At 36.2% G+C, this 13796-nt stretch carries 10 protein-coding genes and 1 tRNA gene; 8 read left to right on the top strand and 3 right to left on the bottom strand.

The genetic code is table 11. The annotated features are described in order from the left end of the window. Nucleotides 1-29 precede the first annotated feature (29 nt). The 3 genes from H8S01_RS12465 (at nt 30) to H8S01_RS12455 (ending at nt 5189) form a co-directional block, all read left to right on the top strand. Nucleotides 30-3074, top strand: a complete 3045-nt coding sequence (locus H8S01_RS12465) for a DUF6240 domain-containing protein (RefSeq protein ID WP_186837387.1) — start codon at nt 30-32, stop codon at nt 3072-3074. A 62-nt stretch (nt 3075-3136) separates the two neighbouring features. Further along, complete coding sequence (locus tag H8S01_RS12460) at nt 3137-4678, top strand: flagellin (protein ID WP_186837386.1); 1542 nt, start codon at nt 3137-3139, stop codon at nt 4676-4678. Between the two features lie 19 nt (nt 4679-4697). Beyond that, the gene (locus H8S01_RS12455; protein WP_021865594.1) at nt 4698-5189 is read left to right on the top strand and encodes a flagellar protein FliS; all 492 of its coding nucleotides are present in this window, start codon (nt 4698-4700) and stop codon (nt 5187-5189) included. A 198-nt stretch (nt 5190-5387) separates the two neighbouring features. Here H8S01_RS12455 and H8S01_RS12450 read toward each other — a convergent pair whose 3' ends face one another. After that, the gene (locus H8S01_RS12450; protein WP_186837385.1) at nt 5388-6815 is read right to left on the bottom strand and encodes a D-alanyl-D-alanine carboxypeptidase family protein; all 1428 of its coding nucleotides are present in this window, start codon (nt 6813-6815) and stop codon (nt 5388-5390) included. A 173-nt stretch (nt 6816-6988) separates the two neighbouring features. Between H8S01_RS12450 and trmB the strand changes: the two genes are divergently transcribed. Continuing rightward, nucleotides 6989-7633 (top strand): tRNA (guanosine(46)-N7)-methyltransferase TrmB, encoded by a 645-nt coding sequence (trmB, locus tag H8S01_RS12445; protein WP_186837384.1) that lies wholly within the window; start codon nt 6989-6991, stop codon nt 7631-7633. 181 nt (nt 7634-7814) lie between these two features. Here trmB and H8S01_RS12440 read toward each other — a convergent pair whose 3' ends face one another. After that, nucleotides 7815-9149 (bottom strand): AI-2E family transporter, encoded by a 1335-nt coding sequence (locus H8S01_RS12440; protein WP_186837383.1) that lies wholly within the window; start codon nt 9147-9149, stop codon nt 7815-7817. A 255-nt stretch (nt 9150-9404) separates the two neighbouring features. On the opposite strand from H8S01_RS12440, the gene H8S01_RS12435 reads away from it, so the two are divergent. The 4 genes from H8S01_RS12435 to H8S01_RS12420 all read left to right on the top strand — a co-directional run bounded on the left by H8S01_RS12435 (nt 9405) and on the right by H8S01_RS12420 (nt 11860). Then, nucleotides 9405-9477: transfer RNA gene (locus H8S01_RS12435), tRNA-Lys, on the top strand. Nucleotides 9478-9804: 327 nt separating this feature from the next. Further along, nucleotides 9805-10059 (top strand): hypothetical protein, encoded by a 255-nt coding sequence (locus H8S01_RS12430; protein WP_021865589.1) that lies wholly within the window; start codon nt 9805-9807, stop codon nt 10057-10059. Nucleotides 10060-10228: 169 nt separating this feature from the next. Further along, entirely contained in the window at nt 10229-11062 is an 834-nt protein-coding gene (locus H8S01_RS12425; RefSeq protein WP_021865588.1) for a DUF5685 family protein, read from the top strand. 21 nt (nt 11063-11083) lie between these two features. After that, nucleotides 11084-11860 carry a J domain-containing protein gene (locus H8S01_RS12420; protein ID WP_186837382.1) on the top strand — a complete coding sequence of 259 codons (777 nt, stop codon included), beginning with the start codon at nt 11084-11086 and terminating at the stop codon, nt 11858-11860. 57 nt (nt 11861-11917) lie between these two features. On the opposite strand, the gene H8S01_RS12415 is transcribed toward H8S01_RS12420, so the two are convergent. Beyond that, nucleotides 11918-13684, bottom strand: a complete 1767-nt coding sequence (locus H8S01_RS12415) for a DUF885 domain-containing protein (RefSeq protein WP_186837381.1) — start codon at nt 13682-13684, stop codon at nt 11918-11920. Nucleotides 13685-13796: the final 112 nt, after the last annotated feature.

The raw sequence follows: 13796 nt of genomic DNA, 5'->3' as shown, positions 1-13796 counted from the left end.
TTTTTTGTTATGGCAATAATGGAGGTCATATGAGCGTGGATTTAACGATTTATAAAACCGGAAATAATGTAGACACCGCTAACAGAGCGTCTATTAATATAAAAAATAATAATGAGAAAACCCAGAAGACCGGATTTGACGGAGTTATAGTATCCGGCATGGAAGTTGATACAAAAAAGCTTGATAAGAATACATATACTTCACTTATAAAGCAGGCAGATGATGTAAAATCGCAGATAATGCAGAGTGCATCTGACGCAAAAGCAAATCTTAAAGCATTATTTAACAGACTTTCGGGTGCTGATGCAGTAAAGATAGATGAAGACGGATTTAATCTGAATGATGCAACACCGGATGATTGCGTAAATATTATCGAGAGGATTAAAATAGAACTTGCGGCACACTGTGATACTTATACAGGTGACATGTCTGGAATTGATGTGTCAAAGATAGAAAAGGTAGTCGGAAGTGCCGGTATGGCACAACAGGTCGCTGCTAATATGCAGGATACAGGACTTCCGCTTACGGATGACAATATAAGTGATATGGCAGAAAGTCTTTCAGGTATGGAAAATGGCAGTTTGTCAGAAGATACAAAGAATTATCTTGTTAAGAATAATATGCAGCCTACAATAAAAAATATTCAGATTGCACAGGCAGCATCAAAAGGCTTTGGCGATAAAATGCAGACTTTAAGCAGGCAGGAACTTGAGCAGCTTATGCCGCAGATAAAAGAAATTATAGGTAAAGCTAAGCTTGAAGTTAATGATAACAACATAAATAATGCAATAACATTTATTTCGCAGGATATACCGGTGACTGAACAAAATCTTGTATACAAAAATCAGCTTGATATGATTAATCTTGATTATGATGAGACATCTCTAAAAATTGCACAGGGTATGGCTGATGGCAGCAAGGCAGAAGAAGTAAGCCTTATAAAAGATTATGACAGTGCGGTTGTAATCGCAGATGCAATAGATATCGTAAAAAATGCTGATTATGATGCAGTTGCGAGAGCGACAGACATGTATGGTGATAATGTGTCAATTAAATCTATTGAGGAGGCGATGGCACAGTATAATATAGGAAATAAATCTGTTGCCCAGGAACAGGGCGTTGTGCAGAATAAGCCGGAATATGAGGATAATTACAAAAAACTGCTTGAAATTCAGATTCTGCTCACACCACAGGCAGGCATGCATATTTACAATAACGGAATTGATATTTTGTCAGTTTCAATAGATACATTGCATGAAAATCTTCTTGCATATGACCAGGAAAAAGCTATGGAACAGATTGCAATACAGCTTGCTGATGACATAGATAGTCAGGTACCTACGGATACAGGGGCTGCGGCATTATCCAATGTATTGGCGGATGTTAATGGAACAGATAATAAAACGGCTGATTTTATCAGTATGTATCAGCTTTCGCTTGCAACAAGACGTGCAATCAGGAATATTTCATATGCACCTGATGAAGTTATTGGAGCTGTCTATAAAGAAAATATGCAGTCGCAGGCAGTTATAAATATTGCCGGATTTTCTGAGATGGGAAGCAGTCTCAGAGAACGTTTCAGACAGGCAGGAAACTCTTATGAAGCAGTTGGTACAAAGGTGAGAAAAGACCTTGGAGATTCGTTAAAAAATGCGGTTGAGGCAAGTTCTGAAAGTATTCTTTCACAGCTTGGCATGGAAAATACAAAAGCAAATTCGGATGCTGTAAGAATTCTTTCATATAACAATATTGATATAACAAAAAATAATATTGAGCAGATTAAGCAGATTAAGGAGTCATTAAATACTCTCATAGAGCAGATGAATCCAGAGACTGTTCTTAATATGATAAAGGATAATATCAATCCGCTTACTTCTGATATTGAAAGTGTAAATGATTACCTTATCAATAAGAACAAAGATTCAGATAATACAGATAAGTTCAGCAGATTTTTATACAAGCTTGATAAAACAGGTGGCATAAGTGAAGAGGAAAGACGTCAGTTTATCGGAATTTATAAAATGATTAATATCTATACAAAAGATGCAGGAAATGCAATTGGTGCACTTGTAAAGCAAGGGGCAGATATTACTATGGAAAATCTGTGCCGGGCATACGACAGCAGAAAACAGTATGGAATGGATAATTCAGTAGGGGATGATACAGATATTGCAATGGCAGGACAGGTAAGATATTATCTTAATCTTTTTGATAATACGGCATCATCTGTCACTCCGCTTACATTAAAAGAGGTTAATTCTGAAAAGTCTATAAATACAAGAACAGTAGAAAATTTCTGCGAAAGTGTGCAGGATGCATATGACGCGGCAGCTGAAGCTGAGTATATGGATGCATATATGGAAGTTGTACGTGCTGTATCGGCGGCAGATGATGAAGTGCTTCATCAGCTTGAACAGGCAGAGCAGCCTGTTACAATAAATAATATAGAGGCTATGCAGGAGCTTGTAAGCGGCAGTGCATATGGCAGGATATTTGGTGCTGACAGAAATAAGGCAGAAAAGATTATAGACAGTATGTCAGACGAAAAATCGCTCAGAGAGGCAATTGAGAGTCTGGATGACGAAAAATCAGAAAGCATACCACAATCAGCTGAAGCTGATATAAACAGTTATGATTTTGTACGTCAGGCAGCTTTAAAAAATAATATTATCGACCTTGTAAAAAATCTCAACAGACAAAGAGACTATAGAATTCCGGTTTTATCAGATGACAAAATTGGCGTTATGAAGCTTACAATGATTTCAGACGGAAGTGAAAGTGGAAGAATTTCTATAAGATGTGATAATGAAAGCTGTGGAGAAGTAAGCATTGAGCTTAAAGTTACAGATGATACATTCGATGTATTTGGCGTATGCACAGGTGAAAATAATGATTTTGCCGGTTTGTTACAAAATGCAGCTGAAAAGATAAAAGAAGAATTCAATTTTGAAAAGACTAATGTGTATGCTAATTCAAATGATAAGGTTACAGATATTACATATGAAAAATCTGAATCACAGCCATCATCAAAGCTGTACAGAATTGCAAAATCATTTATTTCTGATTTAATGTAAAAAAAAGTGTGAATACGCCGATATTTATTATAGACAATGTATTTACGGAATGGAGAATATATATGAGACTTAATACAAATATTTCTGCGATTATAGCAAATAACGCACTTCAGAAGGCACAGGACCGCCTGTCTAATTCTATACAGAAATTATCGTCAGGTTACAAGATTAACAGCTCAGCTGATGATCCTGCCGGTTGTGCTATTTCTGAAAAGATGAGAGTTCAGCTTCGTGGACTCAGCCAGTCTGACAATAATGTTACAGATGGTATTTCTGTACTTAATACAGCAGAAGGCGGCCTTATTGAAATACAGTCAATGCTTACACGTATGAAGGAGCTTTCTGTACAGGCTGCTAATGATGTCAATTCAGATGATGAAAGAAGTGCCATTCAGGGTGAAATAGATAATATTAATAAGGAAATAGACAGAATATCGTCACAGACAGAATTTAATACACAGTCACTTATTGATGGTAATCTTTCAAGAAGAGTTTATTCTGACTGTCAGGGTGTTAATCAGATTACATGTTCTGAGAATTTTGTAACTGGTGATTATGGAATTACAGTTACAGAAGATGCAAGACAGGCAATTGTTGTGGGTGAGGGAACAATCGCTCTTGGTGCAAATGATAAAATTACAAAGGAACAGGAAGGTGTAATAGAATTAAACGGATATAAAGTTTCTGTCAGTGAGGGTGATGACCTTAATACCATAATGGGAAAACTCGTTGATGCAGCAAGCATAATTGGGGGAAGTGCATTTGCAGTCACAGATACAACTAATGATACAACTGCAAACGGAATGGATTACGCAGGCTATTCTCCAGTGACAACATATCCGGGAAGCCGTCTTGTTATTATGACAAAAGAGTATGGCAGTTCTCAGTCTATTGAAGTAAAATGCAGCAATAAGGAGCTTGCACAGGCATTGGGAATTGACAGTGCGGCAGATGATGACGGATTTGTTGTTCAGGGAAGCGATGTTAAAGCAGAGTTTACAACAGATGCCAATGGCAAGAGAGTTGGATTTGATGACAGTGCCGTACTTTCAACAAGTGGTACAAGAATTACAGTAAAGGATGTTAATAACAAGAGATTTGAGATGGATGTTCCGGGAAATGTTGCGGGAACTAAGTTTGATGATACAGGAAAAATACCGGTATCAACAGGTACATCATCAAAAGATATTGTTCAGGAAGTTACAGATGTTGGAACTATGAGTATTCATGTTGGTGCTAACCAGGATCAGGTTATAAGAATTGATATACCTGAGGTTACAACATATACACTTGGCATAGATACTGTAAATGTTATGACAGGACTTACTGCGTCACAGTCAATAGAAAAGGTTGATAAAGCGATTAATAGGGCAAGTTCGGTACGTTCTAAGATTGGTTCATATCAGAACAGATTTGAACATACACAGAATAATATTGCTGTTTCAAATGAGAATCTTACATCAGCACTCTCTGCAATGACTGATACAGATATGGCAGAAGAGATGACAGAATATACATCTGTAAATGTAATGACTCAGGCGGCAACATCAATTCTTGCACAGGCAAATGAACGTCCGTCAACTGTACTTCAGATTTTACAGTAGTGTGGAGGAATAATCAGCGTTGAAAAAAGATGAGATACAGACATTTTCATATCGCATTTCACAGGCAAATAAGACGCAGCTTATTGTAATTATGTATGATATGGCTATACAGTATGTCAGCGATGCTATCGAAAATAATTATGAAACGCAGGCAGAAAAAGATGAATATGAGTCTGATGTAGTTCAGGTCAAAAGAGTTGTAGACAGCCTTGTGACTTCGCTTGATATGCAGTATGAAGTGTCAGTGCAGCTTTATAACATTTATCTTGTAATGCAAAGGTATCTTGTAAAGGCGGTTGCAAAAAAGGATAAAAATACAATTATGCTGCTTGAATCAGTAAAGAAAATGCTTGAGACAATGAGAAAATCATTCTATGAATTAAGTAAACAGGATGATTCAGAACCACTTATGAAAAATACACAGCAGGTATATGCTGGTTTTACATATTCAAATGATGGCGGTTCAAATGAGTATTCAAAAGGATACGAAAACAGAGGATATAAAGTTTGAGATTATAAAGCTTAAATGCAGGCGTTGATTTGGATTACCCTGCACATAAAGAAAACAGAGGATGCAAAATTTGTGATGCAGCCTCTGTTTTTTATTTTACGCGAGCAACGAGCCAAAGTCCGTGCTTGCACGAGACCTTGGCGACTGCCGCGATAACTTGAGAAACTCGCGAAGCGTGTTTCTCATAGTTTATGAATTCTACAAATATTTGCGGCCGCTGTAGCGTCTACGCTGTGTTTTTCTGCGTTTTACTTCTGAGTGGATGTAAAGTACAATAAGTATTGCGGCAATTACTGCAACTATGACCCATATATTTATAACTATACATTGTTTTTGCTTTAAATTAGAATTATTATCATCTTTTGCGAAAGGAAGATTGCTGGCAGCAGCGATATTTTCGTCAGATGAAAGTGTCAGTTTTGCAGTTCCGACAATATTATTTCCATAATTAAAATTAAGATGAGCGGTATATATTCCGTTTTCACTTGTTGTTTTGTAATTGTTATCAATGCCCATTGCAACATTTCCTACAGAAGCGTTGTTAGGAAGTGTAAGTGTTGAGGCTTTCAGATTGAATTTTAAGTTATATTTATTAAATACAGGAGATTGGTAATAACTGTCGCTTGTAAATAATGAACTTATTGTTCCGCCTGAAGCTGTGATTTTCTTAAAGTTGGCAAATCCCCAGTCAAATAATGAACGTGTATCTGTAAAACGTTCTTTGTCTCCTGATTTGAAACATACACATATAAGACGCATATCATCTTTTTCTGCAAATGTTACAAGTGTGTAACCGGCCTGGTCTGTAAATCCTGTTTTTCCGCCTTTGCAGTATTCGTAATAATATTGTCTGCCTTTTAACATGAGATGGCGGTGTTTAAAATTACGAGCCGTATCTGTTTTGTTTGTCGGCGGTATAGTGTAAGTCGTTGATGTTGAATCAATATTTACAAAAGTGGAGTTGTTGTAACATCCTTTGGCAATCATTGCCATGTCGTAAGCTGTGGTGTAATGATTGACATCGTGAAGACCACTTGCATTGGCAAAATGAGTGTTAATAGCACCAAGTTCTTTGGCTCGTTTATTCATCAGCTCTGTAAAAGCTGCAAGTGAGCCGCTTACGTGTTCAGCAAGACCATATGCTATTTCGTTGGCTGAATAGAGCAAAAGTCCATATAGAGCCTGTTCAACGCTATATTGTTCTCCTGTTTTTGTACCAAGGCTGGCATCCTCATATGTTACAGAATTGGCTGCCGCACTTGAGAATGTAACTGTCTCGTCAAGGCCACAGTTTTCAATTGTGAGAAGTCCGGTAAGAATTTTAGTTGTGCTGGCTGGATATCCTTTGGCATGGGCATCCTTTTCATAAAGAATTGCACCGGTATCCGCATCAATAAGAATTGCACTCTGGGCTACAATATCCGGTGCCTGCGGCCAGTCGTATTCCTGTGTGTTTTTGGTTGTCTGGGTGCTTTGTGAATTCTGCGTTGTCTGTGCAGCCTGCGTGTTTTGTGTTGTGGCAGCTGCTTCGGCAGCATATATGCCTGTTGCAGGCATTAATATAGAAGCCGCAGTTGTGCTGACAGCAAGAAAAACAGCCGTCATTCTTTTAAAAAATTTATTCATATATTATCTCCATCAAATATAAAGCCGGCATGTAACTGACTTTTACAATAATTCTAATATCATGCTACATTATACACATGATTGAAATGCAAATCAATTAATAACGCTTGTCGAATGGAAATATTTTTATTATACTTTAATAAGTTTTACAGAAATGGAGATTTTAAAAATATATGAGATTGAGAAATGTTCCCGGTGCAAGGGAAGTCATGATTGAAAATGAATTTGTGTTTACAGAGCCGGAAAATATGGCAGGAACATGGAAAGAAGTGTTTGGCAATAATAATCCTGTGCGTATCGAGATAGGAATGGGAAAAGGCAGATTTATAACGACACTTGCCCAGATGAATCCTGATATTAACTATATTGGAATTGAAAAGTATTCCAGTGTGCTTTTAAGAGCAGTTGAAAAACAGGATGAACTGCGTCTTTCTAATCTCAGGTTTATAAGAATGGACGCAGAAAATATAGGTGATGTATTTGCAAAGGGTGAAGTTGACAGAATATATCTTAATTTTTCTGATCCATGGCCAAAAGACAGACATGCCAAGAGAAGACTTACTTCAAGACAGTTTCTTGAAAGATATACTGATATTTTAAAAGATGATGGATATGTAGAATTCAAAACGGATAACAGAGGATTATTTGATTTTTCGGTTGAAGAAGTAAAAGAATCTCCTAAGTGGGAGCTTACAATTGTTACATATGACTTGCATAATGATACAGATTTAGTTGAAGGAAATGTAATGACGGAATATGAAGAAAAATTTTCTTCACAGGGTAATCCAATCTGTAAGCTTATTGCACGTCTGAAATAAATAATAAATACGAACCCGAATGAAAATTGCGGCATATAATGATATAAACACATAAGGAGCATATGTGATATGGGATGCATATCAAAATCACTTCAAAATCTGTCATATTCATTATTCTGCCGCAAAAAAATTAATCGACGTCTTGTAAAAATCAGAAGAAACTGGGATGAAATATCAAAAGCTATATGCGGTCATGGGAATCATAAGGGGTAACTGTAATATTCTTTTTCCCAAGGAAATGTGTAACAACCTGATTGAGTATATATCCGAGTACAGCAACACAAGGAACTCCGAGGAACATTCCAAGAACACCGAAAAGGCTGCCACCAACTGTAATTGAAAATATAACCCATAGCGGCTTGAGCCCCGTTTTATCTCCAAGAATCTTAGGTCCAAGGTAAAGACCATCAAATTGCTGTATTACAAGTATAAGCAGTGCAAAAAGCAATGCTTTGAACGGACTTACAATAAGTATAAAAAGAAATCCGACAGCACCTCCGATATATGGTCCAAAGTATGGAATCATATTAGTAATACCTACAACTACACTGATAAGAACTGCATATGGGAATCGGAATATAACCATTGCAATAAAGCATATAATACCTATGATAAGTGAATCAAGTGCCTTTCCAAATATAAAGCTTGTAAAAATACGTCCACTTTCGCGTAGTACATTTCTTAATGTGTTGGCAGGTTTATAAGGCAGAATTGCATATATAAGTCTTTTTCCCTGATAAAAGAGATTCTTGTGGTCAGATATCATATAAACAGATACCATAATTGATATGATAAAACTTATAATGCCTTTAACAATAGCCATACCGGTTGAAAAAATCACAGGAATAAGATTTGACATGATTCCGGTAAGATAATTAAAAATATTAGGGAGTGCGGTTTCTATTCTTTCATTTATCATATTGAAATCAACATATTCACCGAGATTCTGGTGATTGTTTTCAAAATTGCCAACAAATTCAAGTGCAGAATTATACCATACAGGAAGCTGTTCTGTAATTTCAGTTATGCTTTCGTAAATCTGTGGTATAACAAAAACAAGAAGTATTGTAATAGCTCCAATTGCAATTATATATGCAGTTGTTATTGAAAGGTACTTCGCAGCTTTATCGGACTTCATGTTAAGTACATCCTTAAAAAGCTTCCGGAATAAAAGCTTAACAAGAGGGAAGAGTATAAAAGCAATAAATGCACCCACAATAAAAGGCGAAATAAGATTAAGAATTGAACCTATAAAATGCATAGTCTGGTTAAAGGTTCCTATAAACTTATATATAAGGATAGTACCTACAACAAATAATAGTGCATATATTACAATCGTTGAATATTTACTGTTCGGTATGAAAAAACGATGATTATTATTGTCGTTGTCTGCACTGTCGTTATCATCATTACTTTTATTATAATGTACGGCTTCGTCAACAGCATCATCACTGTTAGCATCATTAGTTAATTTATCATGTTCAGAAGTTTTATCCTGAGACTTTTTATGCAGCATATAATCCTCCAATTCCAATAAATAAATTACACAGTCAGTGTATCATATAGGTTATATATTAATATTATATATTAATTTTAAAAGTTTAGCAATAGTAAATAATAGAAAAAAGAATTAAGAAAAAGTAAAAAAAATGAATTGTTCTTAAATAAAAACAAAAAAATGCTTGCATTTATTAAATCATTCATATATAATAACCATTGTGTTCGAGAGAACAAAACGAAAAACTTCTGGAAGCCAGAAGAAATCTAATATGCGCCGCTAGCTCAGTTGGTAGAGCACCTGACTCTTAATCAGGGTGTCCAGGGTTCGAACCCCTGGCGGCGCACTTACGAAAGTCTTATGATTTGGTCATTGGAGCCAGGTTGTGGGGCTTTTATTTTTTGCGTCGAGAATATTTGAAAAATAAAAATGTAGAGAGCCGGGAGTTAAATTTGTTCTATATGGACGCAGTTTAATTCCCGGCTCTCTTTGTTAAATCTTTTCAGCTAGTTTTGCTACGGTTTCTTCAGGCAGTTCCGTAATATCAGCGACCGATTTAATATCATTTCCACAGGTGAGAAGTTTGGCTTGCAGTAGTAAATATGATATATGAATTATAAAATTTACTCTGGGAACACTAACACTATCTTGATAGTGAAAGGAGGCAGAGATTATGTATCCACGCAGAAATTCGGAGAAAAATGACAGTTATTATGATGATGAGGATTATCTGATTAGCCGTAAAATGCTTGGAAATGACGAGGCTTATGGTGATGACAGCTATTATGACGATGAAGATTATCTTGATATGGCAGATGCAGTGTCTTCAAATGATTGCACAGGGCTTTTGACACATGGAACAGGACTAGAAGAAGAACTTGATTACTACAGTCAGCTTTATAAGTTCGGGACAAGTCCTGATGAGTAATTAATTTAGAATAATTCTATAATTATAAACATTTTATAATAAATCTTTTGCTGTAATTGACTGTAAAAGTAAGTTGTTATATGATAACAGCAAGTCGGATAGCCGGCGGATGAATGTTGTAGTTCATTTACCGAATGTCCGGCTTGTTGTTTGCAGGAGGAAGAGGTCTTTGTACGGATATGTGGTTGTTAATAAGCCTGAGTTGAAGTTTCGTGAATTTGATGTTTACAGGTCGTACTATTGCGGATTATGCAAGGTACTTGGAAAGGAATACGGATTTACCGGTAAAATATCACTCAGTTATGATATGACTTTTTTAATAATGCTGTTAAGTGGTTTATACGAACCAAAGACTGAATATGGAAAGGAAAAGTGTTTGGTCCATCCGGTTGCAAAGCATGAATACCGCATTAATGAAGTTACAGATTATGTTGCGGATATGAATATACTTATGATGTATTATAAATGTATGGATGACTGGAATGATGAACATAAAGTTACGAGAAAGATTCTTGCAGACAGCTATAATTCCAAAGTTAATATAATAAGGAAGAAATACGAAAACAAAGCACGTATAATAGAGTCGTCACTAAAGGATTTATCTGAACTTGAAGCACAGAAATGTAATGATATTGACAGAGTTTCATATTGTTTTGGTAAGCAGCTTGCGGCAATAACAGCATGGCGTGACGATGAATGGCATGAGACGCTTTCAAAGCTGGGCTTTTTTCTCGGCAAGTATATTTATATACTTGATGCATATGACGATTTGGAAAAAGATGTTGAAAAAAAGAATTATAATATGCTTATTCCATATATGAAACAGCCGGATTTTGATAATTATGTAGGAAATCTGCTTAATAGTATAATGGCGGAATGTGCAAGATATTTTGAACGTCTTCCTATTATTAATGATGTTGAGATTTTAAGAAACATAATCTATTCTGGTGTCTGGACGCGTTTTGATGCGGCAAAGTTAAGGCATGAGAAGAAAAATAATTAATGTTAATACAGGAGTAAATAAGTGAGTGATCCATATCAGGTATTAGGTGTATCAAGGGATGCATCTGACGAAGAGATAAAAAAAGCATACAGGGCATTAAGCCGTAAATATCATCCGGATGCTAATATTAACAATCCGAATAAGGATAAAGCAGAAGAGATGTTTAAGATAGTCCAGCAGGCTTATAATCAGATAATGAAAGAAAAAGAGATGGGATACAGTTCATCCGGAAGTTCATATTCCGGATATGGAGGTTATTCCGGATACGGTCAGACAGGACGCTCATCAGGTGGCGGTTATGGCTATGACGGAGATAATCAGCAGAATGGTAATCCATATGGAGATTTTGGTGGATTCTGGGGATTTGGACCGTTTGGATTTGGTGGATATTCTTATAGCGGAGGTCAGAACCGCACAGATAATATGGGAGATGATGAGACAGGAATGCATTTCAAAGCGGCTGTAAATTATATTAACAGCGGAGCTTTTCAGGAGGCAATTAATGTCCTTAATGGAATAGATAACCGTGACGGAAGATGGTACTATTACAGTGCACAGGCAAATTCGGGAGCCGGTAACACTGCAACAGCACTTGAGCATGCAAAGCATGCCGTGGAGATAGACCCTGATAATGTAGCATATCAGAATCTTTACAGACAGCTTCAAAGCGGTGGACAATGGTATGCAGGAAGAGGACAGTCATATGGCAGAACTACTATGAATCCGGGCGGATATTGCATGACGCTTTTATGCCTTAATTTATGTTGTGGTCCAACTTGTGGAATAAGATTCTGCTGATTGTGGAAAAGATAACATAATAAATATTTTTATGTGGAAAACCAATCTGCAGATATTTTATTCAGGCAGATTTTCAAACAATATGTCAAATTGTACAGGTCCCATATCGAGGATGTACTTATGAAATTCTTTAAGATTAAAGCTGTTGCCTTGTTTTTGCATGGCGGCAGCTTTTAATTCCATAAATCCCACATAGCCAAGAACATATTTGCAATAATTTGCAGGTTCCGAGAGCATCTGCGAGTACATCTGTGTAGCAACGGATTTGTCATTAAATCCATATGAACTTATAAAATTGTATACATCATCTTCTGACCAGCCATAGTAGTTGACACCAATATCTACTTTTCCATAGATTAGCATAATAGTTGAATAATTAAGCTGCATAAGAGTATTTAACGGAGCATTATCTGTGTCGGCATATTGGTAAGAAAGAGCTTCACAGTAAGTGGCCCAGCCTTCAATATATCCGCCGGGCTGGATAATGTGTCTGATTAAATCAGAATTTTTGTTTGCAAAATATGTAATCTGATACAGGTGTCCCGGAAATCCTTCATGTGCAAGTGTTGTATAAATATCTGAAGAGCCGGTGCTTTTGGGGTTGATATATATTGAGTTGACAGCATTGTTGTCAATCTGAGGAGTAAAATACATTGCAGGGCTTGCATAATCCTGTAATGCTTTTGTGATATATTTTACTTCATAATTGACATCGGCTCCCTCAGGAAATGATGTTTTTATTTTCTCTTTTAAATCTGAAAGGATTTCCATTGGCTGTGTATATTGAAAATGAAATGTGTTGAACTGGTCGGAAAGTCCAAGATTTTTTCTGTATAACCCCTGTATAGAGGCAATATTTCGGCTTATATACGAATCAAGAAGAGCGTCGTATTCATCAATGGTTTTTGACCAGCCCATCTGGTTATTTACAAGGTATTCGTAGTATTTCTGTCCGTTTGGATAGTTGCAGAGACCGCCGCTGTATTTTCCTGTATTTTTAAGCTGTTCAATGCCGTCTGCAAGAATACGGTAACCTTTAATCACATGTTCATTTACGGCAGCTTTGTTTCTTTCTTGGTAAGAAGATTTCTGCGTTTCATCAAGTTCCGGTAAATTGTTCAGCTTTTCTTCAAATGTTGTTATAAGATAACCATCATCGGCACTGTCTATAAATGTATTGCACTGCTCAATGATTTCTTCTGCGAGGGAGGTTTCCATAAAATAGCCCTTTTCGCTTCGCATTTTTTCATATTCGATAAGATTTTCAAAAAATTCGTCCGTATCTTCGACAGCACAAAGATATTCGTCAATATCTTTTACTTCATTGAATGTATATTCCGCAAATATGATAGGAAGCTGAACCTGTATTCCTATTGTTGTCGATAAGTCTGTATCAAGCAGAAATAAATCGCAGTATTCGAGTTTTGTTTGAAGATATTTTTTTAATAATTCATATGTAATCTGCTGGTCTTTTGAAAGACTGTTTTTGTCAAACGAATTAAGCTGCGTCAGACAGTCAGATATATCTGAGCTGTCCGTTGGATTATCGAGATTATATCTGCCGAGAGTTTTTTCATAATTGGTAATACCGTAGTTTTCAGGATGTTGTAATATCGTATGAAGGGAAAGAATATCTCCTGAGACATTATCACGAAAAATTGCATCGGTAAATTCCCTGAAATTTTCATTTTCTGATGAGGCAGAATCTACAGTGTTTTGCTGGTTATTACGGACAGTGTCTGCAGAATGACAACCGGCAAGAAGTGAAAATGACAGGATTAATGATGTAAATATTAATAAAAAGCGTTTTTTTGTAATTTTCAAATATAAACCCTCCTGAAATCTGTTGTTGTAAACTTAACTTATTATACTATATTTTATCACTGCACGCAAAATGCGGCTCTTGATATATTAAATCAGTTTTGCTACAATATTT

The sequence above is a fragment of the Lachnospira hominis (ex Liu et al. 2021) genome, assembly GCF_014287955.1.
GTDB lineage: Bacteria > Bacillota > Clostridia > Lachnospirales > Lachnospiraceae > Lachnospira > Lachnospira hominis.
Note: the sequence above shows the minus strand (reverse complement) of the source record. Positions and strands in the feature narration are given on the sequence as shown.